24 protein-coding genes and 1 other RNA gene are annotated in these 26,480 nt (G+C 66.3%); 7 read left to right on the top strand and 18 right to left on the bottom strand.

Annotation, left to right across the window (positions count from 1 at the left end):
• Window positions 1-37: 37 nt before the first annotated feature.
• From J5T34_RS03580 to J5T34_RS03555, 6 genes are all read right to left on the bottom strand, one after another.
• Complete coding sequence (locus J5T34_RS03580; RefSeq protein ID WP_208578631.1) at window positions 38-634, bottom strand: DUF6988 family protein; 597 nt, start codon at window positions 632-634, stop codon at window positions 38-40.
• Between the two features lie 28 nt (window positions 635-662).
• Window positions 663-992, bottom strand: a complete 330-nt coding sequence (locus tag J5T34_RS03575) for a helix-turn-helix domain-containing protein (RefSeq protein ID WP_208578630.1) — start codon at window positions 990-992, stop codon at window positions 663-665.
• 61 nt (window positions 993-1,053) lie between these two features.
• Window positions 1,054-1,311 (bottom strand): type II toxin-antitoxin system RelE family toxin, encoded by a 258-nt coding sequence (locus J5T34_RS03570; protein WP_208578629.1) that lies wholly within the window; start codon window positions 1,309-1,311, stop codon window positions 1,054-1,056.
• 118 nt (window positions 1,312-1,429) lie between these two features.
• Window positions 1,430-1,819 (bottom strand): hypothetical protein, encoded by a 390-nt coding sequence (locus tag J5T34_RS03565; protein WP_208578628.1) that lies wholly within the window; start codon window positions 1,817-1,819, stop codon window positions 1,430-1,432.
• 21 nt (window positions 1,820-1,840) lie between these two features.
• Window positions 1,841-2,104 (bottom strand): hypothetical protein, encoded by a 264-nt coding sequence (locus J5T34_RS03560; RefSeq protein ID WP_208578627.1) that lies wholly within the window; start codon window positions 2,102-2,104, stop codon window positions 1,841-1,843.
• A gap of 321 nt (window positions 2,105-2,425) precedes the next feature.
• Window positions 2,426-2,836, bottom strand: a complete 411-nt coding sequence (locus tag J5T34_RS03555) for a hypothetical protein (protein ID WP_208578626.1) — start codon at window positions 2,834-2,836, stop codon at window positions 2,426-2,428.
• 256 nt (window positions 2,837-3,092) lie between these two features.
• On the opposite strand from J5T34_RS03555, the gene J5T34_RS03550 reads away from it, so the two are divergent.
• The gene (locus J5T34_RS03550; protein ID WP_208578625.1) at window positions 3,093-3,704 is read left to right on the top strand and encodes an NUDIX hydrolase; all 612 of its coding nucleotides are present in this window, start codon (window positions 3,093-3,095) and stop codon (window positions 3,702-3,704) included.
• Between the two features lie 38 nt (window positions 3,705-3,742).
• Here J5T34_RS03550 and J5T34_RS03545 read toward each other — a convergent pair whose 3' ends face one another.
• Entirely contained in the window at window positions 3,743-4,924 is a 1,182-nt protein-coding gene (locus J5T34_RS03545; protein ID WP_208578624.1) for a benzoate/H(+) symporter BenE family transporter, read from the bottom strand.
• A gap of 641 nt (window positions 4,925-5,565) precedes the next feature.
• Here J5T34_RS03545 and J5T34_RS03540 point away from each other — a divergent pair.
• The gene (locus J5T34_RS03540; protein WP_208578623.1) at window positions 5,566-7,515 is read left to right on the top strand and encodes an ATP-binding cassette domain-containing protein; all 1,950 of its coding nucleotides are present in this window, start codon (window positions 5,566-5,568) and stop codon (window positions 7,513-7,515) included.
• Between the two features lie 207 nt (window positions 7,516-7,722).
• Here the strand turns inward: J5T34_RS03540 and J5T34_RS24040 are convergent, their stop codons facing one another.
• Together J5T34_RS24040 and J5T34_RS03535 are read right to left on the bottom strand one after the other, a co-directional pair.
• Window positions 7,723-7,854: a hypothetical protein gene (locus J5T34_RS24040; protein ID WP_279633725.1), complete on the bottom strand. Its 132-nt coding sequence runs from the start codon at window positions 7,852-7,854 to the stop codon at window positions 7,723-7,725.
• A 2-nt stretch (window positions 7,855-7,856) separates the two neighbouring features.
• Complete coding sequence (locus tag J5T34_RS03535) at window positions 7,857-9,068, bottom strand: MFS transporter (RefSeq protein WP_208578622.1); 1,212 nt, start codon at window positions 9,066-9,068, stop codon at window positions 7,857-7,859.
• 321 nt (window positions 9,069-9,389) lie between these two features.
• Between J5T34_RS03535 and J5T34_RS03530 the strand changes: the two genes are divergently transcribed.
• Both J5T34_RS03530 and parC read left to right on the top strand, forming a co-directional pair.
• Window positions 9,390-11,393, top strand: coding sequence for a DNA topoisomerase IV subunit B (locus J5T34_RS03530; protein ID WP_208578621.1), 2,004 nt, complete (start codon window positions 9,390-9,392; stop codon window positions 11,391-11,393).
• Window positions 11,394-11,412: 19 nt separating this feature from the next.
• Complete coding sequence (parC, locus tag J5T34_RS03525) at window positions 11,413-13,737, top strand: DNA topoisomerase IV subunit A (RefSeq protein WP_208578620.1); 2,325 nt, start codon at window positions 11,413-11,415, stop codon at window positions 13,735-13,737.
• Window positions 13,738-13,774: 37 nt separating this feature from the next.
• On the opposite strand, the gene J5T34_RS03520 is transcribed toward parC, so the two are convergent.
• From J5T34_RS03520 to J5T34_RS03510, 3 genes are all read right to left on the bottom strand, one after another.
• On the bottom strand, window positions 13,775-15,373 hold the full coding sequence (locus J5T34_RS03520) for a SulP family inorganic anion transporter (RefSeq protein ID WP_432207626.1): 1,599 nt from the start codon (window positions 15,371-15,373) through the stop codon (window positions 13,775-13,777).
• Window positions 15,374-15,449: 76 nt separating this feature from the next.
• The gene (locus J5T34_RS03515) at window positions 15,450-16,082 is read right to left on the bottom strand and encodes a carbonic anhydrase (RefSeq protein ID WP_208578618.1); all 633 of its coding nucleotides are present in this window, start codon (window positions 16,080-16,082) and stop codon (window positions 15,450-15,452) included.
• Window positions 16,083-16,308: 226 nt separating this feature from the next.
• On the bottom strand, window positions 16,309-16,917 hold the full coding sequence (locus J5T34_RS03510) for a LysE/ArgO family amino acid transporter (RefSeq protein ID WP_208578617.1): 609 nt from the start codon (window positions 16,915-16,917) through the stop codon (window positions 16,309-16,311).
• A gap of 106 nt (window positions 16,918-17,023) precedes the next feature.
• Between J5T34_RS03510 and J5T34_RS03505 the strand changes: the two genes are divergently transcribed.
• Entirely contained in the window at window positions 17,024-17,965 is a 942-nt protein-coding gene (locus J5T34_RS03505) for a LysR family transcriptional regulator ArgP (protein ID WP_208578616.1), read from the top strand.
• Window positions 17,966-17,980: 15 nt separating this feature from the next.
• On the opposite strand, the gene J5T34_RS03500 is transcribed toward J5T34_RS03505, so the two are convergent.
• Together J5T34_RS03500 and ycaC are read right to left on the bottom strand one after the other, a co-directional pair.
• Complete coding sequence (locus tag J5T34_RS03500) at window positions 17,981-18,559, bottom strand: flavin reductase family protein (protein ID WP_208578615.1); 579 nt, start codon at window positions 18,557-18,559, stop codon at window positions 17,981-17,983.
• Between the two features lie 236 nt (window positions 18,560-18,795).
• Entirely contained in the window at window positions 18,796-19,419 is a 624-nt protein-coding gene (gene ycaC, locus J5T34_RS03495; protein ID WP_208578614.1) for an isochorismate family cysteine hydrolase YcaC, read from the bottom strand.
• 260 nt (window positions 19,420-19,679) lie between these two features.
• On the opposite strand from ycaC, the gene J5T34_RS03490 reads away from it, so the two are divergent.
• The gene (locus J5T34_RS03490; protein WP_208578613.1) at window positions 19,680-20,570 is read left to right on the top strand and encodes a LysR family transcriptional regulator; all 891 of its coding nucleotides are present in this window, start codon (window positions 19,680-19,682) and stop codon (window positions 20,568-20,570) included.
• Window positions 20,571-20,656: 86 nt separating this feature from the next.
• Here J5T34_RS03490 and ssrA read toward each other — a convergent pair.
• The 4 genes from ssrA to ompA all read right to left on the bottom strand — a co-directional run bounded on the left by ssrA (window position 20,657) and on the right by ompA (window position 23,347).
• Window positions 20,657-21,015, bottom strand: a transfer-messenger RNA (tmRNA) gene (gene ssrA, locus J5T34_RS03485).
• A gap of 54 nt (window positions 21,016-21,069) precedes the next feature.
• A complete protein-coding gene (gph, locus tag J5T34_RS03480) occupies window positions 21,070-21,744 on the bottom strand; it encodes a phosphoglycolate phosphatase (protein WP_208578612.1) in 675 nt (224 codons plus the stop codon).
• A gap of 2 nt (window positions 21,745-21,746) precedes the next feature.
• A complete protein-coding gene (ubiG, locus tag J5T34_RS03475) occupies window positions 21,747-22,496 on the bottom strand; it encodes a bifunctional 2-polyprenyl-6-hydroxyphenol methylase/3-demethylubiquinol 3-O-methyltransferase UbiG (protein WP_208578611.1) in 750 nt (249 codons plus the stop codon).
• Window positions 22,497-22,684: 188 nt separating this feature from the next.
• Window positions 22,685-23,347, bottom strand: a complete 663-nt coding sequence (gene ompA, locus J5T34_RS03470; RefSeq protein WP_023265125.1) for an outer membrane protein OmpA — start codon at window positions 23,345-23,347, stop codon at window positions 22,685-22,687.
• A gap of 437 nt (window positions 23,348-23,784) precedes the next feature.
• Between ompA and gyrA the strand changes: the two genes are divergently transcribed.
• Entirely contained in the window at window positions 23,785-26,472 is a 2,688-nt protein-coding gene (gyrA, locus tag J5T34_RS03465) for a DNA gyrase subunit A (protein WP_208578610.1), read from the top strand.
• The last annotated feature ends 8 nt before the right edge of the window (window positions 26,473-26,480 follow it).

Genomic DNA, 26,480 nt, shown 5'->3' with positions numbered 1-26,480 from the left:
TCTGAGGGGCTGGTGTGCTTAGTGTTGCCGCAAGCGGCTAATTGCCACCATATTGGCTAACTTTTGCCATGTATAGACGAATCAGATCCTCTCTCCTGGCCAAGTCTATTAGTTGGCCCGCCGCGATAAGACCGAGGCTTCCAGCGACGCTAAGGGCTCGCTTCAAGTCTTGTTCCGAGTAGTTGCTCTGGACGCGGCCACGCATATGCCTGCGAGAGACCTGGCGAATTCCCGTATGAGTGAAGTCGTTCATTTGTTTGTAGGTCGAGAGCTTGAACCCGGATAAAACTCCATTCGGTGTTCCGATCGCATTCTCGTACTCGCTTACAAAGTCTTCAAATTTCCTTCTCAGGGTCCCATTTTTGAATTTCGCCAGATCACCTTCGGATGCGCACGAGGAGAACCAAAGTCCGCGTACCAGCGACTCCGATAGGACGCGGAGCAGCGCAAGCATCGACCCATAGAGTTCGGCGCCGTGGAGTACTGCAATTGCCGCCTGATGCTCTATGGCTACGTCAAAGCATCCGATGGCTATCAGGGATCGATCGTCTGCTGGCAGCTCAAGTCCTCGGGTGTGCTGGTCTATCCAACTGATTACGTCCAAAAGTTCCGCGTGTTCTGGTGTTTCCTGCATTTCGGTCGACACGTTTCCCCGTACAAAGTCATACGTCCAGTTGCGCCGCATTGATGCCAAGCGCGGCCGCGATCTTCTCGCGCGACGACTTTCGGAGGCGACCGCTTTTTTCCTGTTCGGCATAGGCGGGCTGGCTCACGCCAAGCCGCGCGGCCACTTCCTTCTGCGTCAGGCCCAAGTGCTCGCGCCATGCGCGCACCGGCGTCATGTCATCAAGCAGAATGCGGCGTGCGACCGCGTCCGGAATTAAGTCCTTCTCCCGTTCCCGCTGCGCAATGTAGTCGGCGTAAGGGATGACCACGAAGGCCGGGTTGCCATTCTGATCATTGATGACCTGAACATTATGTCGTGCGTCCATCTTGCTACCTCAATAGTTGTCCGAAGGGGAGAGGGGCCGGTCTCCCGCCGGCCCTTCGTTCTCAGTAGGTGTCCTCGTTTCGGATTCGCACCTCTTGCACATCCACGACCCTGATTCCGCCATCCCAATCGAACAAGACCCTGTAGTTTCCGACTCGGAGGCGGTACCCGTACTTGTGATCCACCAGCGCTTTGACATTCCTTACGTTCGGCATCTCCTTCAGCTCTTGTACCGCTTCGTAGATTTTTCTTTGAGTCGGCCGGTCTAGCTTCCTCGCCTGCTTCAGCGCTTTGGGCGCCCACTGGATCGCGTTGTCCATGTGAAGCAGTATAGGATAAATATAGGTTTAAGGCAAGAGAAATCGGGAAAATATAGGCAGGCTTATGGCGCGCCCGAAGGGTAGCGCTGCGGTCTTGACTGCGGTGAGTGGAGTCCGGTTACCGTCGGCGCCGGCGCTTCCGGTCATTGATCCGAGCACGCGCCTCGCGGTGCATCGCTTCGAACTGCTGCAGCTCTCCGTCGGTTGGGATCTCGCCGCGCCATTTGCGGGAACCAGGCGTGCCGTCGCTGTAGTCCGCCTCGATGTCCTCGAGCACGCACGGCTCGGCGCCGAAGTTGGCCAGGTAGGTGTGCGCCATCATCTGGGCGCCGGGCTGGCCGGCCTCAACCAGCGCTATGAAGTAGTGTGCCGAGGCGACCCGCTGGCGCAGGCGCGCAATTTCCCACAGCAAGTCGCGCACGTCAGGCAGCCGATTCCGCTCCCAGATGTCGCGCAGCTCTTCGGCAGTCAGGGCCGGAAGGTCGGAGGGACAGTACCGCTTGGGCATGCGTCATGTCGCCGCGGCGCCTCAGAGAAGGGGGAACTGGGCAACATCCCGCTCCAGCACGATCGGCCGGCCCACTGGGAAGCGGTGGTGGCGGTCGTAGGCTTGGAAGGACAGGGCGTCGGGGATCCAGCAGATGGCGTTCAGGTGCCGAGCCTCGATGCCACGCACCAGGATCGTGTCCGGGTGGACAGTCACGGCATCGCAAGACAGGCGCAACTCCTCGTGATCGTAGGCGAAGAAATGTGCCTCAAGAAACACGGACGCGGTAGGGTAGGTGGCCGGCATGGTCTGCATCGATTACTGTACGAATATACAGTATAGCGCGCGGCCAACGGCATGGCGCGCATGGCGTTCGTAGGCACCGTAGTGTCGCGCCTTCCCTTTGGGATCACGCCACAATCCCGCCATGCGCAGGTAAGTCTTTGAAATATATGTGTCTAGGATTCCTGTCGGCGGGACCACTCCCCTTATTCGTTTTCGCATCGCCTGCGACTCGCAGCTGGGGACTCGCAGCTTCCAGTTCGCGGTTCGCGGTCCGCGGCGCCGGACGCCGCTCGCGCAGGGTCGAGCGCCCGCGTCCGGCACGACAGGAATGACCTGCGACGGTCAGGCGCCGTCGAGGAAAGGACTGCGCTGGCCCAGGCGCGTGCCGAGCGCATCGGGCGGCAGGCTCATGCTGGCCGGGTCGATCGACGGGTCGGTGCTGCGCACCAGGGTCGGATCGGCGGGCGCCATGCCCGCTTGCGCAACGGGCGCAGCGGCTTGCGCGTACGGATCGCCGGCGACCGGCGCGGCGGCCTGGGTCGGCGACGTTGCTGCGGGCATGGCCTGCATCGGCTGAGCCGACGGCATTGCCTGCGCGGAAGGCGCGGACTGGGTGGGTTGCATCGGCTGCATCGTCTGCGCGGCCGGCATCGGCTGAGTCGACTGCATCGGCTGGGACTGCTGCGCGAGCAGCGGGTACGACGCGATCATCGCGCCAGCCATCAACAGGGATTTCGCCAGATGTTGCTTCATTCGTGTACCTCCATAAAACGCCTACAGGCATGGGAAGGCTCACTGTAGCGGCGAGGCGTCTGACATTCTGTTCGATTTTGCAACGGTGATTAACGAGCCTTGTCAGCAAGGGCCCGGCGCGTTAACTGCGCGCGGACATCGTGCGAACAAGCAAGTTCATGCGCTGCGTGCGCTCGCGATTTGCGCTCGGGTACCATCGCTGCTTCCCGCATCCATCGATCGGCCTTTTCCTGGTTCGCAGCCCGTCGAATTGCCCATGCACACACGACTCGATCAAGCCCGCCGCCTGCTGGCGTTGGCGCAGACCGGCCTGCATTACAGCCGCGACCCGTTCGACGCCGAGCGCTACCGCGAGATCGCCGCCATCGCGCACGCGCAGATCGCTGCGCTGGCCGAAGGCGATGCGCAGGACGTCGCGCGGCTGTTCATGCCCGAGTCCGGCTATGCCAACCCCAAGCTCGACGTGCGCTGCGCGGTGTTCGATGAAGCCGGCCGCGTGCTGCTGGTGCGCGAGGCGGCCGAGGGCCTGTGGTCCCTGCCCGGCGGCTGGGCCGATGTCGGCGCCACGCCGGCGGAGAACGCGGCGCGCGAGGTCAGGGAGGAGAGCGGCTATACGGTCCGCATCGGCCGTCTGCTTGCGCTGTGGGACATGCGCAAGCACCCGCATCCCGCCTCGCCGTTCCATATCTGGAAGCTGGTGTTCGAAGGCGAGATTGTCGCGGCGGGTGCCCCTACCGATGGAGAAACCGATCAGGTCGGCTTCTTCGATCTCGATGCGCTGCCGCCGTTGTCGGTGGCCCGCATCCTGCCCGAGCAGCTGCGCCGACTGGCGCAACTGCATCGCGGCGGCGGCATGGATTTCGATTAGGGCGGATCGCCGCGCATGGAGCTCGGCGTTACTCGGCGTTAGCGCGCGTCCCGCGGCCGCAGCACCCACAACGCCACGATCCCGCCGACCACGCCCCAGAACGCCGAGCCGATGCCCACCAGCGTCATGCCGGACGCGGTGATCATGAAGGTCAGCAGCGCGGCCTCGCGCTCGCCGGGGTTCTGCATCGCCGTGGTCAGGCCGCTGGCGATCGAGCCCAGCAGCGCGAACGCCGCCACGGCGATCACCAGCGCCTGCGGAAAGGCGGCGAACAGCGCCGCGATGCTGGCGGCCAGCGTGCCGGCGACCAGGTAGCCGAGGCCGCAGACCACCGCCGCGGTGTAGCGGCGTGTCGGGTCCGGATGCGCCTCGGCGCCGGTGCAGATGGCTGCCGTGATCGCGGCCAGATTGATGCCGTGCGAGCCGAACGGCGCCAGCACCGCGGAGGCGAGGCCGGTCACGGTGATCAGCGGCGACGCCTTGACGTGATAGCCGTCGGCGCGCAGCACAGCCAGGCCCGGGATGTTCTGCGATGCCAGTGCGACGATGAACAGCGGAATCGCGATGCTGACGAAGGCCTGCAGCGAGAACGCCGGCGTCGTCCACACCGGCGCCGCCACCGCGAAATGGAATTGCTCGAAATGCAGCTGTCCGAGTACGCCGGCCAGCGCCACGCCGATCACCAGCACGCCCGGCACCGCATAGCGGGGCCACCAGCGCTTGCCCAGCAGATAGGCCGCGAACATCGGCAACAGCAGCAGCGTCTGGTGCTGCGCCTGCACGAACACGTCGATGCTGATGCGGAACAGGATGCCGGCGAGCAGTGCGGCGGCGATGCTGGCCGGCAACGCGCGCATCAGCCGGTCGAACCAGCCGGTCAGGCCCGCGGCGGTCATCAGCAGCGCCGCCAGCAGGAACGCGCCGATCGCTTCGGCGTACGGCACGCCCGGCAGGCTCGCGATCAGCAGCGCCGCGCCCGGCGTGGACCATGCGATCACGATCGGCACGCGCGTGAGCAGCGACAGCCCGATGGTGGTCACCCCCATGCCGATCGACAGCGCCCAGATCCACGAGGCGATCTGGGCATCGCTCAGGTGCGCGGCCTGTCCGGCCTGGATCATCAGCACCAGCGAACTGGTGTAGCCGGTCAGCATGGCGACCAGTCCGGCGACGATGGCCGAAATGGAAAAATCGGTGGCTTTGAGCGTGGCGGAGGGCATGGCGATTCGATTCGGTCGGTGCGCCTGGTCGCATACCGTCGTAGGGCGCCGGCATGCGCGCAATGGCAAGCGGCAATCGATACGGCGGGATCGACCAGGCGGGGCAGGGCAGACGGGCCGAACAGACGGGCCGGGATACGCAAGCCGGCGCGCATCCCGGCGCGGCGCTTCGCTGGACGGCCGCAGCCGACGGCTTGCAGTGCGTCGAAGGCGACATCTTCGCACGAGAGCGCGGCACCGTCGACGCGCCGCCTGCCATGCCGACGATGCCGCGGTCACGCTGCCGCTGCCCTACAGGCGTTTTCCCTTACGGATTTGTCCGACTGGAGCGGCCGCCGCGAGGCCGATACAGTGAGGTCGTGCCTTGGGAGCAGGGCACCGAGGAGAGACTCTTCAGCCCGCCTATGTCGCGGGCTGTTCTTTTTTGTGGGCCGGTCATCGCAGAACACGTCAGTCTCGACGCGCCGAACGCGATGGGGGACACAGGTCTCGGGTACCGCGGCAACGTCGCGGCGCCATGCTCTACAATGCCGGCTCGCCGCCGATCCGGCCGTGCGCGCGCCGTGCCACGCTCACGCCGTGTCCTTCGTGTCCGCCCCGGCGTTCGCGACCTTCATCCTGCGCATCCTTTCCTCGCTGTCATGGCCCTGTTCTCCATTTCCGACGCCCAGCTGGCCTTTGGCCACGTGGCGCTGCTCGACCACGCCGACTTTTCGCTGGAGGCCGGCGAACGGGTCGGCCTGATCGGCCGCAACGGCTCGGGCAAGTCCTCGCTGCTGAAGATCGTGGCCGGACTCGCTGCGCCCGATGACGGGCTGATCGCCCGGCAGCAGGGCATCACCACCGCCTATGTGCCGCAGGAACCGGAGTTCGCAGCGGAGATCACGGTATTCGATGCCGTCGCGCAGGGCATGGGCGCCGCGCACGATCTGCTGGTGGCCTACGAACATGCCGCCAACCGGCTCGCCGAGCATCACGACGAGGCGACGCTGGCCGAACTGCATCGGCTGCAGTCGGAGCTCGACGCGGCCGACGCCTGGCAGCTGCGCACGCGCGTGGAGACGACGCTGGCGCGTCTGGGGCTCGATCCGGCCGCACGCGTCGACGCGCTGTCCGGCGGCACGCGCAAACGCGTGGCGCTGGCGCAGGCGCTGGTGGCCGAGCCGGACATCCTGCTGCTCGACGAGCCGACCAACCACCTCGACGTCGAAGCGATCCGCTGGCTCGAGGATCTGCTGCTGGGCTTTCGCGGCAGCGTGCTGCTGATCACCCACGATCGCGCCTTCCTCGATCGCGTCGCCACGCGCATCGTCGAGCTCGACCGCGGCAAGCTGGTGTCCTTCCCCGGCAATTTCGCCGCCTACCAGACGCGCAAGGCCGAGATGCTGGCCGCTGAACAGGTCGAGCAGGCCAAGTTCGACAAGCTGCTGGCGCAGGAAGAGGTCTGGATTCGCAAGGGCGTCGAGGCGCGCCGCACGCGCAGCGTCGCGCGCATTCAGCGGCTGGTGGCGATGCGCAACGAGCGCGCCGCCCGGCGCGAGGTGCAGGGCAACGTCAAGCTGGAAGTCTCGCAGGCCGACCGCTCGGGCAAGATCGTCGCCGAGCTGATCGACGTGACCAAGTCCTTCGGCGAGCGCACCGTGGTGCGCGACTTTACCGCGACCATCATGCGCGGCGACAAGGTCGGCGTGATCGGCCCGAACGGCGCGGGCAAGACCACGCTGCTGCGGCTGATCCTCGGCGAACTGGCGCCTGACGCCGGCACGGTCAAGAACGGCAGCAATCTGCAGGTCGCGTATTTCGATCAGATGCGTACGCAGCTGGACCTGGAGACGTCGCTGGCCGACACCATCAGCCCGGGCAGCGACTGGGTCGAGGTCAACGGCCAGCGCAAGCACGTGATGAGCTATCTGGGCGATTTCCTGTTCGCGCCCGAGCGCGCGCGTTCGCCGGTCAAGTCGCTGTCGGGCGGCGAGCGCAACCGTCTGCTGCTGGCGCGGCTGTTCGCGCGCCCGGCCAATGTGCTGGTGCTGGACGAGCCGACCAACGATCTCGATATCGAAACGCTGGAACTGCTGGAGGAACTGCTGCAGGACTACGGCGGTACCGTGTTCCTGGTATCGCACGACCGCGCCTTCCTCGACAACGTGGTGACCTCGACGATCGCCTGGGAAGGAGAAGGACGCTGGCGCGAGTATGTCGGCGGGTATTCGGACTGGGTCCAGCAGTCGGAGCGCAGCGCGGCCGCGCAGGCGCAGAAGGGCGCGGAACGCAAGGCCACCGAGGCCGGCAAGCCCGCTGCCGCGGACGAAGCGGCCAAGGCGGCGGGGCGCGATGCGCGCGGCGCCAACCGGACCGTCAAGCTGTCGTACAAGGAGCAGCGCGAACTCGACGCACTGCCCGAGCGCATCGCCGCACTGGAGGCCGAGCAGAAGACCATCGGCGGCCAGCTCGAGGACGGCTCGCTGTACGCCAGCGATCCGCCGCGCGCCGCACAGCTGGCGGCACGCTTCGACGAGATCGAGATGGAACTGCTGGAGGCGCTGGAGCGCTGGGAAGTGCTGGAGGCGAAGCGCCGCGGGGAAGGCTAGGGCGCGGGCGCTTTCGGTACGCTGCCCTCTCCCCCGGCCCCTCTCCCGCCAGCGGGAGAGGGGAGTGTCGGCGCATCAAGCGCTACTGGTGTTCGGCCTCTCCCCAAGCGGGAGAGGCCGCGTCGGCTCATCAAATGCCGCCGGTTTTCTCCCCTCTCCCGCGCGCGGGAGAGGGGCGGGGGAGAGGGCATCCGGCGCCCAGATTCCCTACCCGCACCAGGCCAGCACCATATTGGTCAGATCGACCATGAACCCCGGCTGCAGATAGCCGATAAAGCCCAGCACGAGCGCCGCCGCCAGCGTGGCGAAGCCCATCACCCGCAGCACGCGCGTTGTCATGATCAGGCGGCCGCCGCCTGCGGGCGCACCAGCGCCTGCTCGCGGATCGGCAGATTGACCAGCGCCGCGACCACGCCGAGCGCGATCGCGATGCCCCACACGATGTCGTAGGCGCCGGTGCGGTCGTACAGATAGCCGCCCAGCCACGCCCCGAGGAAGCTGCCGATCTGGTGCGAGAAGAACACCACGCCCGACAGCATCGACAGATACTGCACGCCGAACACCTGCGCGATGATGCCGTTGGTCAACGGCACCGTCGACAGCCACAGCGCGCCCATCACCGCGGCGAACACCCAGGTGCTGAACGCCGACAGCGGCAGCAGCAGATAGGCGGCGATCACGATCGAGCGGCTCAGATAGATGAACGACAGCAGATAGCGCTTGGGCATGCGCTGCCCCAGCGCCCCGGCGGTATAGGTGCCGAACACATTGAACAGGCCGATCAGCGCCAGTGCCACCGTGGCGACCTTGGGATCGGTGAAGCCGCGGTCCTTCAAGTACGGCGCCAGGTGCACGCCGATAAAGACCACCTGGAAGCCGCAGACGAAATAGCCGAGCGTCAGCAGCTGGAAATTGCGGTTGCCGAACGCTTCCTTCACCGCCTGGCCGATGGTCTGGCGATGGCCGTGCACGACGCCGCTCTGGTCGGGCTCGCGCAGTGCGATCGCCAGCGGCAGCATCATGCAGGCCATCACCGCCAGCACGAACAGCGCGTTCTGCCAGCCCACGCCGGAGATCAGGCTCTGCTCGACCGGAATCATCAGGAACTGGCCGAACGAGCCGGCCGCGGCGGCGATGCCCATCGCCCAGACCCGCTTCTCGGGGCTGGCGACGCGGCCGATCACGCCATAGACCACGCTGTAGGTGGTGCCCGCCTGCGCGATGCCGATCATGATGCCGGCTCCCGACGCGAAGGCGGTGCCGCTGCTGGCCATCGCCATCACCACCAGCCCGGCCACGTACAGCGCCACGCCGACCAGCATCACCTTGAGCGCGCCGAACTTGTCGGCCAGCGCGCCGGCGAAGGGCTGCGCCGCGCCCCACATCAGGTTCTGCAGCGCCAGCGCGAAGGCGAAGGTTTCGCGGCTCCAGCCGTGCGCCTGCGTGATCGGCAGGTTGAACAGGCCGAAGCCGTGCCGGATGCCCATCGACAGCGTGACGAGCAGGCCGCCGCAGATCAGCACGGTGGTCAGGGAGAGTTCTTTTCTTGGCATGTGTGGCTCGATTCGGAGGGTCGTTGGCTGTTGTCGTTGTTGTATTGATTCTTGGGACTCGATCGTGCTGGCGAGTGTACTCCGCATCGAAAACGCGCGTGGGCGGCCCCTGAATTCACCCAGCCGGCCAGGGTTTTATGCCGGCGGCGCGCCGTCCGGGCGCCGACGAGGTGCCGCCGGGCACGCGCCGCCACGGCCTTTTGCGCCGGAAATGACGGGATTGGCGGCCCCGGCGTTCCATTACAATGCAGGCTGCCCGGCCTGGCCGGCCCTCCGAAGCGGATGTCCGGCGGCCGCGATTCCCACTTTCGTAACGACTCCATGGCGAGCAAACCCAGTCAGTACAGCGAATCTTCCATCCGCGTCCTGAAAGGACTGGAGCCGGTCAAACAACGACCCGGCATGTACACCCGCACCGATAACCCGCTGCATATCGTGCAGGAGGTCATCGACAACGCCTCGGACGAGGCGCTGGGCGGCTTCGGCAGCGAGATCGTCGTCACCCTGCATCGCGACGGCAGCGTCAGCGTCGAGGACGACGGCCGCGGCATTCCGGTCGGCATCCACCCCGAAGAAAAGGTGCCGGTGGTCGAGATCGTCTTCACCCGGTTGCACGCGGGCGGCAAGTTCGACAAGGGCAAGGGCGGTGCCTATGCGTTTTCCGGCGGCCTGCACGGCGTCGGCGTGTCGGTGACCAATGCGCTGTCGACCCGGCTCGACGTGTCGGTCTGGCGCGACGGCAATTTCTCCACGCTGACCTTCTCCGGCGGCGACGTGACCACGCCGCTGGCTACGCGCAAGATCGAGCGCGGCGAGAAGAAAAACGGCACCCGCGTCCAGGTCTGGCCGGACCCGAAGTATTTCGATTCGGCGACGATTCCGCTGGCCGAGCTGCAGCGCCTGCTGCGCAGCAAGGCGGTGCTGCTGCCCGGTGTCAAGGTCACGCTGATCATCGAGAAGAGCGGCGGCCAGGAGCCGACCGTGCAGACCTGGCAGTACGACCAGGGCCTGAAGGGCTATCTGGTCGAGGCGCTGGCGCAAGGCAGCGGCGCCGAGCTGGTGATCCCGATGTTCGAGGGCGAGCATTTCGCCGATCCCGATGCCAATGCCGGCGAGGAAGGCTTCGCCGAGGGCGAGGGCGCGTCGTGGGTGGTGGCCTGGACCGAGGAAGGCGCGCCGGTGCGCGAGTCCTATGTGAACCTGATCCCGACGCCGGCCGGCGGCACGCACGAGTCGGGCCTGCGCGAGGGGCTGTTCCAGGCGGTCAAGAGCTTTATCGAGATGCACGCGCTGCTGCCCAAGGGCGTCAAGCTGATGTCCGAGGACGTGTTCGCGCGCGCCTCCTTCGTGCTGTCGGCGAAGGTGCTGGACCCGCAGTTCCAGGGCCAGATCAAGGAACGGCTGAACAGCCGCGACGCGGTGCGGCTGGTCTCGACCTTCAGCCGCCCGGCGCTGGAGCTGTGGCTGAACCACCATGTCGACTACGGCAAGAAGCTGGCCGAACTGGTGATTCGCCAGGCCCAGGCGCGCACGCGCGCCGCGCAGAAGGTCGAGAAGAAGAAGGGCTCCGGCGTGGCCGTGCTGCCCGGCAAGCTGACCGATTGCGAATCGACCGACGTGTCGCGCAACGAGCTGTTCCTGGTCGAGGGCGACTCGGCCGGCGGCTCGGCCAAGATGGGCCGCGACAAGGAATTCCAGGCGATCCTGCCGCTGCGCGGCAAGGTGCTGAACACCTGGGAGACCGAGCGCGATCGCCTGTTCGCCAACAACGAGGTGCATGACATCGCGGTGGCGATCGGCGTGGACCCGCACGGCCCGGACGACGAGCCGGACCTGTCGAACCTGCGCTACGGCAAGATCTGCATCCTGTCCGATGCCGACGTCGACGGCGCGCATATCCAGGTGCTGCTGCTGACGCTGTTCTTCCGCCATTTCCCCAAGCTGATCGAGCAGGGCAACGTCTATGTCGCGCGCCCGCCGCTGTATCGCGTCGACGCGCCCGCGCGCGGCAAGAAGCCCGCGCAGAAGCTGTATGCGCTGGACGACGGCGAGCTGGTGGCGATCCAGGACAAGCTGATCAAGGACGGCGTCAAGGAAGGCGCGTGGCAGATCTCGCGCTTCAAGGGCCTGGGCGAGATGAGCGCCGAGCAGCTGTGGGAGACCACGATGAACCCCGACACGCGCCGGCTGCTGCCGGTGGCGCTGGGCGAATACGACCTGCCGAAGACGGTCGGCGTGATGAACATGCTGATGGGCAAGGGCGAGGCCGCGCAGCGGCGCAATTGGCTCGAGGAACGCGGCAACGAAGTCGTGGCCGACATCTGACGGCCGGTATTGAGCATCCATGGAACAACAAGACATTACGTTTCAACCCGACGAGCCGGCCGATTCGCTGACGCTGGCCCATTACGCCGAACGCGCCTATCTCGACTATGCGATCAGCGTGGTCAAGGGCCGCGCGCTGCCGGAAGTGGCCGACGGCCAGAAGCCGGTGCAGCGCCGCATCCTGTTCGCGATGCACGAGATGGGCCTGCGCGCCGACGCCAAGCCGGTCAAGTCGGCGCGCGTGGTCGGCGACGTGCTGGGCAAATTCCACCCGCACGGTGACCAGTCGGCCTACGACGCGCTGGTGCGGCTGGCGCAGGACTTCTCGCTGCGCTATCCGCTGATCGACGGCCAGGGCAACTTCGGCTCGCGCGACGGCGATGGCGCGGCGGCGATGCGCTACACCGAAGCGCGGCTGACGCCGATCGCGCGGCTGCTGCTCGACGAGATCGACCAGGGCACCGTCGACTTCACGCCGAACTACGACGGCTCGATGGAAGAGCCGAAGCTGCTGCCGGCGCGGCTGCCGTTCGTGCTGCTCAACGGCGCGTCGGGCATCGCGGTCGGCATGGCCACCGAAATCCCGCCGCACAATCTGCGCGAGGTCGCGGCCGCCACGGTGGCGATGATCCGCAATCCGAACATCACGCTGGCCGAGCTGCTGGCGCTGATGCCGGGGCCGGACTATCCCGGCGGCGGCCAGATCATCTCTTCGGCGGCGGAGATCGCGCAGATCTACGAGAACGGCCGCGGCAGCCTGAAGGTGCGCGCGCGCTGGGTGATCGAGGACATGGCGCGCGGCCAGTGGCAGCTGGTCGTCAACGAGCTGCCGCCCGGCACCTCGGCGCAGAAGGTGCTCGAGGAAATCGAGGAGCTGACCAATCCGAAGGTGCGCGCGGGCAAGAAGTCGCTGACGCCCGAGCAGCTGCAGCTGAAGCAGACCATGCTGGGCGTGCTCGACGCGGTGCGCGACGAGTCCGGCAAGGATGCGCCGGTGCGGCTGGTGTTCGAGCCCAAGAGCAAGAACATCGACCAGCAGGAATTTGCGCAGACGCTGCTCGCGCATACCAGCCTGGAGTCGGGCGCGCCGATCAACCTGGTGATGATCGGTACCGACGGCCGTCCGCGGCAGAAGGGCCTGATCGAAATCCTGCGCGAATGGATCGCCTTCCGCTTCGAGACGGTGACCCGCCGCAGCCGGCATCGGCTGGCCAAGGTCGAGGACCGCATCCATATCCTCGAAGGCCGGATGCTGGTGCTGCTCAATATCGACGAGGTGATCCGCATCATCCGCGAGGGCGACGAGCCCAAGCCGGCGCTGATGCAGGCCTTCGGCCTGTCCGAGCGCCAGGCCGAGGACATCCTCGAAATCCGGCTGCGCCAGTTGGCGCGGCTCGAATCGATCCGCATCGAGCAGGAGCTGAAGGACCTGCGCGAAGAGCAGGCCGACCTGGACGTGCTGCTCAAGTCCGAGACCATGATGCGCCGTCGCATCGTCAAGGAGATCGAGGCCGACGCCAGGCAGTACAGCCCCGCCGACAAGGACCCGCGCCGCACGCTGATCCAGGAAGAGCGCCGCGCCGCCGCCGAGGTGCGCGTGATCGACGAACCGGTCACCGTGGTGGTGTCGCAGAAGGGCTGGGTGCGCACGCGCCAGGGCCATGGTCACGAACCGCAGCAGTTCACGTTCAAGGCCGGCGACGCGCTGTACGGCACCTTCGAATGCCGCACCATCGACGTGCTGCTGGCCTTCGGCACCAATGGCCGCGTCTATTCGGTGCCGGTGGCAGGGCTGCCGGGCGGGCGCGGCGACGGCGTGCCGCTGACCACGCTGGTCGAGCTGCAGGCCGGCACGCAGATCGCGCACACCTTCGCCGGCACGGCCGACCAGCGCATGCTGATCGCCACGCGCAACGGCAACGGCTTCCAGAGCAAGATCGGCGACATGATCAGCCGGCAGAAGGGCGGCAAGTCGTTCCTGACGCTCGACGATGGCGACGCGCCGCTGGCGCCCGCGCCGATCGGCGACGAGGCGACGCACGCGGCCTGCCTGTCGGGCAACGGCCGTCTGCTGCTGATCGCGCTCGACGAGATCAAGGTGCTGTCCGGCGGCGGGCGCGGCGTGATCCTGATGGAGCTCGAGCCGAAGGAGACGCTGCAGCAGGTCGCCGCGGTAGGCGCGCCCGGACTGATGGTGTCCGGGCAGGGCCGCGGCGGCAAGGCGTCGTCGCAGAAGCTGGCCGGCGCCAATCTGCTGCCCTATGTCGGCAAGCGCGCGCGCAAGGGCAAGCCGGTCGAGCTCAAGCTCAAGGAGATGGCGATCGAGCCGATCAAGGCTGTCTGATCGCCGGCCGCGCGCCCATTCGCTGGGCGGGCGGCTGCTACGAGCCGGCGGCAGCCAATGCCGCCGGCAAGCGCGACGCCGGCCCCGGCGTGCGCAGCGTGACGTCGATGTCCGCGACGCGCGCCGCCCGCTGGAAGTCGGTCAGGGTTTCCTCGATATCGTGGTCGATGCGCTCGCAACGGGTCGCATCGATGATCAGCTTGCCGCCCGGTTCGACCTTCGCCAGATGGCGCCGCAACTGCGCCTTGTGGAAGAAGGACACGTCCTTGTGCAGGCGAAGCAGATAGCAGTCCTCGTAGCGCGTCAGCGAGATCGCGCTTTGTGCGTGATGGCGCAGCGTGAAGGCAATCCCCACCGCCATGCCGATGGCGATGCCGAACAGCAGATCGGTAGCGAGGATGGCCGCGATCGTCACGACAAACGGCAGCGCCTGTGCCGGGCCCTTGCGCCAGGCCTCGACGAACAGCGCGGGTTTGGCGAGCTTGTAGCCCACGTGCAGCAGGATGGCCGACAAGGCCGCGAGCGGAATCCAGCGCAGCAGATCGGACAGGAACAGCACGCTGGCCAGCAGCAGCACGCCATGCACGACCGCCGACACCTTGGTCCGGCCGCCCGCGCTGATATTGGCCGAGCTGCGCACGATCACCGCCGTCAACGGCAGCGCACCGAGCAGGCCGGCCATCATGTTGCCGACGCCCTGCGCGTAGAGCTCGCGATTGGGTGGCGCCACGCGGCGCATCGGGTCGAGCTTGTCCACCGCCTCCAGACTCAACAGCGTCTCCAGGCTGGCAACGATCGCGAGCGTCAGCGCGACCACGTACAGATCGGGATTGGCCAGCGCCGAAAAGTCCGGCCGCGCCAGTTCGGTCAGCAGCGAGGCGGGACCGTCGATCGCCGGCAGCTGCACCAGATGATCGGGCGCCAGCGCGGCATCCGGGCTCGCATGCATCGCGAAGCGCTGGTAGAGCACGCCCCACAGCACCGCCAGCAGCGGCGCGGGCAGCGCGCGCAGCGAGCGGCGCTGGCGCACGAAATCGGTATCCCATAGCACCAGGATCGCCAGCGCCACCGCGGCGACCGTCAGATTGCTGCCCGATACCATGCCGAGCGCCTGCTGTGCGGCCTCGGCCAGGCCCGCCTCGTCGACGAGCCGGCTGTCCAGCGGCGCGGACGAGGGCAGGCCCAGTGCGACCGGCAGTTGCTTGAGGATCAGCAGCAGGCCGATCGCGGCCAGCATGCCCTTGATCACGGCCGACGGCACCAGCGCGGCGATATCGCCGGCGCGCAGCCACGCGAAGACGATCTGCAGCGCGCCGGCCAGCATCACCGCGACCAGAAAGGCCGAGAAGCTGCCGAGCGTGGAGATTGCACCGACGACGATCACGACGAGGCCGGCCGCCGGGCCGCTGACGCTCAACTGCGAGCCGCTCAGCATGGCGACCACCACGCCGCCGATCACGCCGGCCAGCAGGCCGGACAACAACGGTGCGCCGGAGGCCAGCGCGATGCCCAGGCACAGCGGCAGGGCAACGAGGAAGACCACCACGCCGGCCGGGATGTCGCGGCCGAGGTGGCGGAGATAGGCGTCGCGCAAGGGCGCGTTGGAGACAGTCGGGGTAGGGGGCGCGGAGTTCATGGGCTCGATGCAATCGGTGGGTTCACGCGGTGGGCTCATGCGGTGGGCTCATACGGTGGGCTCATGCGGTGCCGGTTCAGGCGGCCAGCGGTTCGAGGCCGGCCATCGCCTCCGTGCCGTCCAGGCACAGCCGCTCCTCCAGCAGGCCGGTTTCCAGCGAGTAGATCCACGCATGCAGGCGCAGCGTTCGGCCGCTGTCCCACACCTGCCGTACCAGCGGCATCTCGGCCAGCTTGCGCACCTGCGCGATTGCATTCAGTTCGACCAGGCGGGCGGTGCGTGCGTCGTCGCCATCGAGGCCGTCGAGCTCGCGGCAATGCGTGCGATAGACCTGCCGGATCTCGTCGAGCCGCGCATCGACGTGGGGCAGCTCGGGCACGCGCGCCAGTGATGCGCGCACGCCGCCGCAGCCCTGATGCCCGCAGACGATGACGTTGCCCACGCGCAGCACCTCGAGCGCGTACTGCAGCACGCTCATCAGATTGGGATCGTCTTCGCACACCAGATTGGCGATGTTCCGGTGCACGAACAGATCGCCCGGCTCGGCATTGGTGATCAGCTCCGCCGGCACGCGGCTGTCCGAGCAGCCGATCCACAGCACGTCGGGAGTCTGTCGCACCGACAGCCGCTTGAAACGGTCGGGATCGCGTGACAACACTTCGGTGGCCCAGGCGCGGTTCTCGAGCATCAGGCGTTTGGCGACTTCCATGGTGGCTCCCTGCTATGCGGACGGTTGGGGACGACGGCCACAGGCACCACGTGCGCTGATGCGTTAGTGCACTGCATCAGTGCATCGTCGTAGCGGTGCCGTGCGGCGGAACAATTCTTCGGCCGGCCGCAGCGAAAGTCAGTTCCGTGTTACATCGCACAAATTTGTGCAATGCAGAATTCGGTCGCATTGAAGCCATCGTATTGAAGCCGTCTGCGATGCGTTGCTAGCGCAGCACCAGCGTCAGCGCCAGGCCGATCATCACCGCGGCGATGGCCCCATCGAGACAGCGCCATGCAAGCGGTCGCCGAAACAGCGGCGCGAGCAGGCCGGCCCCATACGCCAGCGCAAGAAACCACGACAGACTGGCCAGCGCCGCGCCGATGCCGAAGGTCCAGCGGCCATCGCTGCCGTGCTGACTGGCCAGCGCGCCGAGCAGCACCACGGTATCGAGATAGACGTGCGGGTTCAGGAAGGTGAAGGCGAGGCAGGTGACCAGCGCGGTCGCCAGCGGCAGCGGCGCCGAGGCCTGCAGTTCCACCTTGCCTGCATCGAACGCGCGCCGCGCGGCCATCAGACCATAGATCGCGAGGAACGCCGCGCCGCCATAGCGCGTCAGCGTCAGCCAGCCAGGATGCGCATGCAGCAGCGCGCCAAGCCCTGCGATGCCGACGCCGATCAGCAACGCATCGCAGGTCGCGCACAGCAGCGCCACCGGCAGGCGATGCTGACGCCGGATGCCGAGCCGCAGCACGAAGGCGTTCTGCGCGCCGATCGGCACGATCAGCGCAAGGCTGGAAAGGAAGCCGGCCATCAGGGGCATGTCGATCTTCATCGGGGCAGCAAGTCGTAGTCGGAAGGCCGTCAGCCTAGCTTTGCCGATGGAAAAAGAAAAACTAAACTTCCTTGTCCTGAATTAGGAAATCTAACGAGAGCTGACGATGAAGATCGACAACGGCCAACTGGCCGCCTTCGCCGCCGTGCTGCAGGAGGGAAGCTTCGAGGCCGCGGCCCGGAGGCTGCATGTCACGCCATCGGCGATCAGCCAGCGCATTCGCCAGCTCGAGGAGCGGCTCGGCCAGGTGCTGCTGCAACGGGGCAGTCCGTGCCTGCCGACCGCGGCGGGCCGCACGCTGGCGCGCTACACCGAGCAACTGGCGCTGCTCGAAGCGGAGACGCTGGCCGAGCTCGGCGATGCCGATGGCAACGGCTTGGGCGGACGGAGTGGAATGCCGCTGCGCGTGCCGCTGGCCGTCAACGCCGATTCGCTCGACAGCTGGTTTCCGGCCAGCTTCGATGCCTTGCCGGCCGAGCCCGCGATGTCGTTCGATCTGCGCGTCGAGGACCAGGACCATTCGGCGACGCTGCTGCGCGAGGGCGTGGTGATGGCGGCGGTCAGCGCCAGCGCGGAGCCGGTGCAGGGCTGCACGGTCGAACCGCTAGGCATCATGCGCTATCTGGGCGTGGCGTCGCCGGCGTTGATCGCCCTGGCGTTTGCCGACGGCGTCGACGGCGCCAGCCTGGCGCACACGCCAATGCTGGCCTTCAATCGCAAGGACGCGTTGCAGGCACGCTTTATCGGGCTGCTGATCGGCTTCGATGCCGAGCAGCCGCTGCCGCCGACGCACTATGTGCCGTCGACCGCCGGCTTTGTCGCCTTCGCGCAGCGCGGGCTTGGCTGGGGCATGATGCCCGAGCCCTTCGTGCGGGAGCCGCTGGCGCGCGGGACGCTGGCGGAATTCGCGCCGGGCCGCCATCTGGACGTGCCCTTGTACTGGCACCGGTGGCGGCTGCGCTCGCCGGCGCTGGACGCCGTCACGGACGCCGTGCGGCAGGCGGCGTCGAAGTCGTTGCTGCCGTTGCGCACCGGGACAGGGCGCTGAGCAGGGCGCCGGCGCTCAGACGATCGGCTTGGCGGAAACGGTCGACGACGAACGCACGAAATTGCCGCCGCCGAGATGATGGATCGTGTGCAGCGCCTCGTTGCCCGCATCGAACTTCCAGCGGCCATTGGCAAACACGCGCGGGTCCGCGGCGGCGGCCACTACCTCGCCGAAGCAGGTGTCGTAGGCATCCTCGGTATGCGGCTCGGAAATCAGCCGGCATTCCATCCAGGCGCTGCATCCCGCTTCGATCAGCGGCAGCCCGAGCTCGGGACCGCTGATCGCGTCGATGCCGAACTGCGCGAACTTGTCCACGTCGCGGCCGGTGGCGCTGCCGACCGCATAGGTCAGGTCGATCGCCGCGGCGCCGGGGATGCAGATGCCGAAGGTGCCGCTGGCCGCCACCAGTTCGCGCGTGAAGGTGCGCTTGTCGATCACGATCGCAATGCGCGGCGGCGTGAACTCGACCGGCATCGACCAGGCGGCCGCCATTACGTTGCGGCGAGCGCCGTCGCGGCTGGTGATCAGCACGGTCGGGCCATGGTTGATCAGGCGGCTGGCGTATTGCAGGGGGACGGGCTGGAAGGACGTCATGGGCATGCTCCGCAAGCAAACGTTGAAAAACGGGTTGCCGCGATGATGCCACCGGTCGAGCCAGGACGTTGGAGGCCCGCGCAATGCGTGGGTAACGTCCGCAACGAAAACGCCGCAAGACCTCGCTGGGACGAGGGCTTGCGGCCCAGGTGCGGGCGCACGGGGAAGGGGGATGTCCGACGGTGGCGTCGATCCGCCGATGCGGATTTCAGGTCGCGAATGCTGGCGGGCGCGGCTTACCGGGACTGGCTCCTGGCATACGAAGCCATCAGATTGCGATAGTCGGGGATGTGTTCGGAGAACAGCTGGCCCAGCCCTTCGATGTCGTTGCGCCAGTCGCGATGCAACTCGGCCGCAACGCCGAACCAGTTCATCAATTGCGCGCCGGCCGCCGACATGCGGTCCCAGGCGGCGTAGCGCGTCACCTCGTTGAAGGTGCCCGAGGCGTCGGTCACCACGAAGACATCGAAGCCTTCCTCCAGCGCCGACAGCACGGGAAAGGCGACGCAGACCTCGGTCACGACGCCGGCGACGATCAGCTGCTTTCTGCCGGTCGCCTTCACCGCCTTGACGAAGTCCTCGTTGTCCCAGGCGTTGATGTTGCCGGGGCGCGCGATATAGGGCGCGTCGGGGAATCGGTCCTTGAGCTCCTGCACCAGGGGGCCGTTCGGACCGTCCTCGAAACTGGTGGTCAGGATGGTGGGCAGCTTGAAGTAGTTCGCGAGGTCCGCCAGGGCCAGCACATTGTTCTTGAACTGGTCCGGCTGGAAATCCCGCACCAGCGACAGCAGACCGGTCTGATGGTCGACCAGCAGCACGGCTGCCTGGCTCTTGTCGAGGCGGGTGTACGGTTTCGTCATGGCAATCTCCTGGGTTGGGGGGCGTCGCAAGTCTTGTCGGAACCGGCGGCGGATGATCTCACCGGCGCGGATCATGGCGGCACCGTTTGGCATCCGCCCCGGATGAAGACAGAATATGGCGGATTCGGACGCGGTGGAAAGGGAAGTCGGTTGGGTGCCCGCGAACCTCGCGTTCGGTGCAAATGAACAATGTAGCGGGCCGCTCGCGCCCGCGCGCCGCTTTGGGGGAATGGGGATCGATGCCGTGGCGATACGATGATATGGAGACGTTCGTTCGCGTCATGCAGGCCGGCGGCATCACCGGCGCGGCGCGGCGGCTCAACGTGACGAAGTCCGTCGTCAGCAAGCGCATTCGCGACCTGGAGGTTGCGCTGGCCGTACAGCTCTTCCATCGCACGCCCGGACAGCTGCAGCCCACCGAGGCCGGCGAGGCCTTCTATGAGCGCATCGCGCCATTGCTCAACGAGATTCACGAAACCGCCGAAGGCATGGCGTCGCACACCGACGTCGCGCTGCGCGGCAGACTGCGGATCGCCACGCCGATGTCGTTCGGCATCCTGTACCTGGGGCCGGTGGTTGCCGCCTTCGCGCGGCAGCATCCCGATCTGGAGATCGCCGTCGACTACGACGACCGGCCGATGGCGCTGTCCCATGGCGGCTACGACGTCGCCATCCGGATCGGCTATCTGCAGGACTCCAGTCTCAGAATGCGTACGCTGGGCGAATGCCCGCGGGTGCTGTGTTGCAGCCCGGACTATGCGCAGCGCCGGGGCTTGCCCAGCCGCGCCGCCGAGCTGGCCGAGCACGATGCCATCGACTACGCGCTGGTCCACGCCAGGCGCTTCTGGCAGTTCGAGGACGAGCAGGGCGCACCGGTTTCCGTCGCCATGCGTTCGCGCATCGTCGCCAACAACGGCGAGGCGATCCGCGACATGGCGATCGCCGGATTGGGCATTGCTTCCCTGCCGATCTTCCTGGCCGCCGACGCGCTGAAGCGCGGCCAGCTGATGGCGATTCCGCTGGAGCTGACGCAGCGGCCCTATGTCATCTCGGCGCTATATCCGAACACCAGCCATGTGCCGGCAAAGGTGCGGACCTTTATCGACCATCTGGTGGGGATATTTTCGCCGTCGATGCCGTGGGAGCATTGATATCCGCCGGCGCAAAAACAAAAACCCGCGACGCTGGCGCTGTCGCGGGTTTCAGGACATCTACCGGATGTCGTCGGGTGGAATACTGGTGGAGCCGGCGGGAATCGAACCCGCGTCCGCAGATCCTCCACAGAGAGTTCTACATACTTAGTTCTGTCATTTGATTTAACCGCCGCATCGCGGACGAACACGCTCTACGACGGCGAGTCACTTGGTTTTCGTCCCTGAGGTCGTGACACCCGCAGGGCTTATCTGACGTAAATGACCTCGCTTGGTCTTGCGACCCTAGCCCGTCAGCGAGCCAGTGCGAGGACGGCGGCCCTTAGGCTGCCAGTGCGTAACGTTCGTCGTTAGCAGTTATTGCGTTCCCATTGATTTACGAGGTGACGGGTCCTCGGTATGCCCTCTACTGCTTTGCAACCCACGTCGAAACCAGGTCGGCCCCAGTAAGGAAAACGGATTGTACTCGCTTTCGACGCCGGGCGTGCGCGCCGGTTCCCTAGGGTGCGGCAACGCCGGCGGTGAGCAGCGGAATCAACTCGCCTGGATGCCGGACCAGATGGTCGCCGCCCCAGCGCTCGGGCGGTTCGCCCTCGCCGCAGTAGCCGTAGGCCGCCGTGATCGTGGCCATGCCGGCCGCCTTGCCGGCCTGAATGTCGCGCAGGTCGTCGCCCACGTAGGCGCAGCGTGACGGGTCGACGCCGCTGATCTGCGCCGCGTGCAGCAGCGGGGCGGGGTGGGGCTTCGGATACGGCGTGGTGTCGCCGCTGACCACTGCGGCGGCGCGCGGTGCCAGGCCGATGGCATCGACCAGCGGCGTGGTGAAGCGGGCGATCTTGTTGGTGACGATGCCCCACGGGATGCCGGCGGACTCGAGTGCAGCGAGAACCTCTTCCATGCCGTCGAACAGGCGGGTCTGCACCGCGATATCGGCTTCGTAGTAGTTCAGGAAGGCGTCGCGCAGTGCCGGAAAGTCGGGGTCGTCGGGCGTCTTGCCGAAGGCGGCGCCGATCAGCCCGCGGGCCCCGTGCGAGGCGACAGGGCGCAGCAGCGCGTAGTCGACCGGCGGGCGGCCATGCTCGACCACCAGGCGGTTCGCGGCGGCGGCCAGATCGGGCGCGGTGTCGGCCAGCGTGCCGTCCAGATCGAAGAAAACAGCGTCGAAGGTCGGCATGCTCAGGCGGCGCGGCGCAAGGCCATCAAGTAGTTGACGTCGGTATCGCTGCTCAGTTCGTAGACCTGCGACAGCGGCCGGTAGACCATGCCGCGCATCTCCACCAGATCGAGACCGGCCTGTCGCGCGTAGCGGGCCAGTTCGGCGGGTTTGATGAACTTGTCATAGTCGTGCGTGCCGCGCGGCAGCATATTCATCACGTACTCGGCGCCGATCACCGCGAGCAGATAGGCTTTCAGGTTTCGGTTGATGGTCGAGAAGAAGACATGGCCGCCGGGGCGGACCAGCGTGGCGCAGGCCCGTACGATTGACGCCGGGTCGGGCACGTGCTCCAGCATTTCCATGCAGGTGACCACATCGAAGCTGGCCGGCATCCGCGCCGCGAGCGCTTCCGCGGCGATCTCCTCGTAGGTCACCGCAACGCCGGACTCCAGGCTGTGCAGGTCGGCGACCTTCAGTGCCTTGGTCGACAGGTCGATGCCGCGCACGGTCGCGCCGGCGCGCGCCATACTTTCGGACAGGATGCCGCCGCCGCAGCCGATATCGACCACCTGCTTGCCGCGCAGGTCGGCGATGCTGTCGATCCAGCCCAGCCGCAGCGGGTTGATCTGGTGCAGCGGCTTGAATTCGCTGTTCGGATCCCACCAGCGGTGGGCCATTTCGCTGAACTTGTCGATTTCCTTCAGATCGGCATTACGCGCAATCTGGTGGGTCTCGACGGTGGGGTGAATCACGGGGGAAGTCGGCGTCATGAATCTGGCGCGCGCGTCGGAGCGCGGGACATTAGGAATTGGGGCAACTCTAACAAAATGCGCCCCGCGAGGCGAGCCGACGGCGGTGTGTCCAATGGACAGAGGGCGGAGCAAGGGCGCCAAACCCAAACGCAGGACGAAAAAAAGCCCAGCTTGCGCTGGGCTTTTTCGCCGTGGAGCGGGACCGATCAGCGAGCGCTGCGGGTACCGACCACTTCGACTTCCACGCGGCGGTTCGGCTGCTGGCAGGCGATCTGAGCGGTGCGGTTGCCCTTGCACGACTTCGGATCGACCTTCAGCTGACGCTCGCCCTTGCCTTCGGTGTAGACGCGGTTGGCTTCCACGCCCTTGCTCACCAGATAGGCCTTGACGGCTTCGGCGCGGCGGATCGACAGGCGATCGTTGTAACGATCGGTGCCGAACGAGTCGGTGTGGCCGACGGCGATGATCACTTCCAGGGTGATGCCCGACAGCTTCGACACCAGGTCGTCCAGCTTGGCGCGGCCTTCCGGCTTCAGCACAGCCTTGTCGAAGTCGAACAGCGTGTCAGCGGCGAAGGTGACCTTCTCGCTCGAGACCACCGGGGGAGCGACCGGAGCCGGAGCCGGAGCCGGGGCAGCAGCCGGAGCCAGCGCGCCATCGCACTGAGCATTGGCCGTGGCCGGGGTCCAGGAGCTATCGCGCCAGCAGAGCTCGTTCGTGCCATTCTTCCACACGTACTCGCTCGTACCGTTACCCCAGTTGTCGTTCACCGCCTTCTTTTCGTAGGGGACCGACGCGGTCTGGGCTTGAGCGGATGCGGCCATTACTGCGGTAGCTGCAACGAGCGCGAGCTTGGCAAATTTTTTCATATTTCTCCTCTCAGGATGAGATCACCGCAGGGTTACTGCGAGCAAATGGACGAAAACAAGTCATACATTCTTCGGAGTATAACCTTCTCGCTCGAGGTGACGAATGCTCCACTTCGAACAATGTCTGGCTCTTCGCTGGGGAATTGTGCCACAAGGCTCGTTTCCTAAGAAGTAAATATATGCGATTCAATCCATGGCTTCGGGGCCTGTGGTGTTTGTGCAACATGGCCTCTTGCGATGCCCGCAAACCCTTGTCCCGCTTGGGTTTCGAGACATCGAGGCAGATCGGCAGGGCCTGCATCGAGGGTGGTCCCGGGGGCGCGGGGAGCCGGTGCGGCGCATGTTAGAATGCCATGTTACCCGCCGCGCTGGCAGCGCCGGATCATCCGGTGCCGACCGCCGCTTGCGGGCGTTTCAACCGCATAAGCCACGCCGCAATGGATCAATTCGCCAAAGAAACCCTTCCGGTCTCCCTCGAAGAGGAAATGCGTCGCTCGTACCTGGATTACGCCATGAGCGTGATCGTCGGGCGCGCGCTTCCCGATGTACGGGACGGCCTGAAGCCTGTCCATCGGCGAGTGCTGTTTGCGATGCACGAGCTGAACAACGACTGGAACCGCCCTTACAAGAAGTCGGCGCGTATTGTCGGCGATGTGATTGGTAAATATCACCCGCACGGCGATACCGCGGTCTACGACACCATCGTCCGCATGGCGCAGGATTTTTCGCTGCGTTATATGCTGGTCGACGGCCAGGGCAATTTCGGTTCGGTCGACGGCGACAATGCCGCGGCCATGCGTTATACGGAAATCCGGCTGTCGAAGATAGCGCATGAAATGCTGCTGGACATCGACAAGGAAACCGTCGATTTCGTCCCGAACTACGACGGCTCCGAAAACGAGCCGCAAATCCTCCCGGCCCGTATTCCGAATCTGCTGATCAACGGTTCGTCGGGGATTGCGGTCGGCATGGCCACCAATATCCCGCCGCACAATCTGAACGAGGTGGTCGACGGCTGTCTGCACCTGCTGCGCAACCCGCAGGCGACGGTCGACGAGCTGATCGAACTGATTCCGGCGCCCGATTTTCCGACCGCCGGCATCATCTACGGCATCCAGGGCGTGCGCGAAGGCTACCGCACCGGCCGTGGCCGGGTGGTGATGCGAGCACGTACCCACTTCGAGGATATCGATCGCGGCCAGCGCCAGGCGATCATCATCGACGAGCTGCCCTACCAGGTGAACAAGCGCACCCTGCTGGAGCGCATCGCCGAACTGGTCACCGAGAAGAAGATCGAGGGCATCTCCGACATCCGCGACGAATCGGACAAGTCCGGCATGCGCGTCGTGATCGAGCTCAAGCGCAACGAGGTGCCTGAGGTCGTTCTGAACAACCTATATAAGAACACCCAGCTGCAGGACACCTTCGGCATGAACATGGTGGCGCTGGTCGACGGCCAGCCGCGCCTGCTGAACCTGCGCCAGATGCTCGAGTGCTTCCTGTCGCACCGGCGCGAGGTGGTCACCCGCCGCACCGTGTTCGAACTGCGCAAGGCGCGCGAGCGCGGCCATGTGCTGGAAGGCCTGGCGGTGGCGCTGGCCAATATCGACGAGTTCATCGCGATCATCAAGGCCGCGCCGACCCCGCCGGTCGCCAAGCAGGAACTGATGGCCAAGTCCTGGGATTCGCAGCTGGTGCGCGAGATGCTGGCGCGCGCCGAGACCGATACGCCGGGCGGCCGCGCGGCCTACCGCCCGGACGGCCTGCCGCCGGTGTTCGGCATGCAGGACGACGGTCTGTATCGCCTGTCCGACTCGCAGGCTCAGGAAATCCTGCAGATGCGTCTGCAGCGCCTGACCGGGCTGGAGCAGGACAAGATCGTGCAGGAGTACCGCGACGTGATGGACGCGATCACGGACCTGCTCGACATCCTGGCCCGCCCCGAGCGCATTACCACCATCATCACCGACGAACTGACCGCGATCCGCGCAGAATTCGGCGACGACCGTCGTTCGCAGATCGAGCTGAACGCCACCGAGCTCGATACCGAGGATCTGATCACCCCGCAGGACATGGTGGTCACGCTGTCGCACAGCGGCTATATGAAGAGCCAGCCGATCTCGGAGTACCGCGCGCAGAAGCGCGGCGGCCGCGGCAAGCAGGCGATGGCGACCAAGGAAGACGACTGGATCGACACGCTGTTCGTCGCCAACACGCACGACTACATCCTGTGCTTCTCGAACCGCGGCCGGCTCTATTGGCTGAAGGTCTATGAGGTTCCGCAGGGCTCGCGGACCTCGCGCGGCCGGCCGATCGTCAACATGTTCCCGCTGCAGGAAGGCGAGAAGATCACGGTGATCCTGCCGGTGCGCCAGTTCGACGCCGAGCACTTCATCTTCATGGCGACCGCGCGCGGCACCGTCAAGAAGACCGCGCTGACCGAATTCTCGAATCCGCGCAAGGCCGGCATCATCGCGGTCGACCTCGACGAGGGCGACTACCTGATCGGCGCCGCGATCACCGACGGCCAGCACGACGTGATGCTGTTCTCGGACGCCGGCAAGGCGGTGCGCTTCGACGAGAACGACGTGCGCCCGATGGGCCGGCAGGCCCGCGGCGTGCGCGGCATGAACCTGGACGACGGCCAGACCGTGATCGCAATGCTGGTCGCGCCGGCCGAGAACGCCGAGGACGCCGGCTCGGTCGGCAGCGTGCTGACCGCGACGGAGAATGGCTACGGCAAGCGCACGCCGATCACGGAATACACTCGCCACGGCCGCGGCACCAAGGGCATGATCGCGATCCAGACCAGCGAGCGCAACGGCCGCGTGGTCGCCGCCGCACTGGTCGCGCCGGAGCACGAGATCATGCTGATCACGACCGGCGGCGTGCTGATCCGCACCCGCGTGGCCGAAATCCGCGAGATGGGCCGTGCGACCCAGGGCGTCACGCTGATCAACGTCGACGAGGGCACCAAGCTGTCTGGCCTGCAGCGCATCGTGGAGAGCGATGCCGATAATGGCGATAACGGCGACGGCAACGATGCCGACACCAATGGCGACGACAATGGTGCCGGCAATGGCGCCGATGATGTCGCAAATGGTGACAATGGCGCTCAATCGTAATCAGATGC

It is taken from the genome of Cupriavidus gilardii, assembly GCF_017598945.1.
Classification (GTDB): domain Bacteria; phylum Pseudomonadota; class Gammaproteobacteria; order Burkholderiales; family Burkholderiaceae; genus Cupriavidus; species Cupriavidus gilardii_E.
Note: the sequence above shows the minus strand (reverse complement) of the source record. Positions and strands in the feature narration are given on the sequence as shown.

Excerpts from the sequence above, each read along its gene's own strand:
- J5T34_RS03565 (WP_208578628.1), bottom strand. The coding sequence starts at position 1,819 with ATGCCCAAGCGGTACTGTCCCTCCGACCTTCCGGCCCTGACTGCCGAA.
- J5T34_RS03535 (WP_208578622.1), bottom strand. The coding sequence starts at position 9,068 with ATGCCAAGAAAAGAACTCTCCCTGACCACCGTGCTGATCTGCGGCGGC.
- J5T34_RS03560 (WP_208578627.1), bottom strand. The coding sequence starts at position 2,104 with ATGCCGGCCACCTACCCTACCGCGTCCGTGTTTCTTGAGGCACATTTC.
- J5T34_RS03490 (WP_208578613.1), top strand. The coding sequence starts at position 19,680 with ATGGAGACGTTCGTTCGCGTCATGCAGGCCGGCGGCATCACCGGCGCG.
- J5T34_RS03550 (WP_208578625.1), top strand. The coding sequence starts at position 3,093 with ATGCACACACGACTCGATCAAGCCCGCCGCCTGCTGGCGTTGGCGCAG.
- ompA (WP_023265125.1), bottom strand. The coding sequence starts at position 23,347 with ATGAAAAAATTTGCCAAGCTCGCGCTCGTTGCAGCTACCGCAGTAATG.
- gyrA (WP_208578610.1), top strand. The coding sequence starts at position 23,785 with ATGGATCAATTCGCCAAAGAAACCCTTCCGGTCTCCCTCGAAGAGGAA.
- J5T34_RS03515 (WP_208578618.1), bottom strand. The coding sequence starts at position 16,082 with ATGGAAGTCGCCAAACGCCTGATGCTCGAGAACCGCGCCTGGGCCACC.
- ycaC (WP_208578614.1), bottom strand. The coding sequence starts at position 19,419 with ATGACGAAACCGTACACCCGCCTCGACAAGAGCCAGGCAGCCGTGCTG.
- J5T34_RS03575 (WP_208578630.1), bottom strand. The coding sequence starts at position 992 with ATGGACGCACGACATAATGTTCAGGTCATCAATGATCAGAATGGCAAC.
- J5T34_RS24040 (WP_279633725.1), bottom strand. The coding sequence starts at position 7,854 with ATGACAACGCGCGTGCTGCGGGTGATGGGCTTCGCCACGCTGGCGGCG.
- J5T34_RS03555 (WP_208578626.1), bottom strand. The coding sequence starts at position 2,836 with ATGAAGCAACATCTGGCGAAATCCCTGTTGATGGCTGGCGCGATGATC.
- J5T34_RS03545 (WP_208578624.1), bottom strand. The coding sequence starts at position 4,924 with ATGCCCTCCGCCACGCTCAAAGCCACCGATTTTTCCATTTCGGCCATC.
- J5T34_RS03505 (WP_208578616.1), top strand. The coding sequence starts at position 17,024 with ATGAAGATCGACAACGGCCAACTGGCCGCCTTCGCCGCCGTGCTGCAG.
- J5T34_RS03540 (WP_208578623.1), top strand. The coding sequence starts at position 5,566 with ATGGCCCTGTTCTCCATTTCCGACGCCCAGCTGGCCTTTGGCCACGTG.
- J5T34_RS03530 (WP_208578621.1), top strand. The coding sequence starts at position 9,390 with ATGGCGAGCAAACCCAGTCAGTACAGCGAATCTTCCATCCGCGTCCTG.
- ubiG (WP_208578611.1), bottom strand. The coding sequence starts at position 22,496 with ATGACGCCGACTTCCCCCGTGATTCACCCCACCGTCGAGACCCACCAG.
- J5T34_RS03570 (WP_208578629.1), bottom strand. The coding sequence starts at position 1,311 with ATGGACAACGCGATCCAGTGGGCGCCCAAAGCGCTGAAGCAGGCGAGG.
- parC (WP_208578620.1), top strand. The coding sequence starts at position 11,413 with ATGGAACAACAAGACATTACGTTTCAACCCGACGAGCCGGCCGATTCG.
- gph (WP_208578612.1), bottom strand. The coding sequence starts at position 21,744 with ATGCCGACCTTCGACGCTGTTTTCTTCGATCTGGACGGCACGCTGGCC.
- J5T34_RS03510 (WP_208578617.1), bottom strand. The coding sequence starts at position 16,917 with ATGAAGATCGACATGCCCCTGATGGCCGGCTTCCTTTCCAGCCTTGCG.
- J5T34_RS03580 (WP_208578631.1), bottom strand. The coding sequence starts at position 634 with ATGCAGGAAACACCAGAACACGCGGAACTTTTGGACGTAATCAGTTGG.
- J5T34_RS03520 (WP_432207626.1), bottom strand. The coding sequence starts at position 15,373 with ATGAACTCCGCGCCCCCTACCCCGACTGTCTCCAACGCGCCCTTGCGC.
- J5T34_RS03500 (WP_208578615.1), bottom strand. The coding sequence starts at position 18,559 with ATGACGTCCTTCCAGCCCGTCCCCCTGCAATACGCCAGCCGCCTGATC.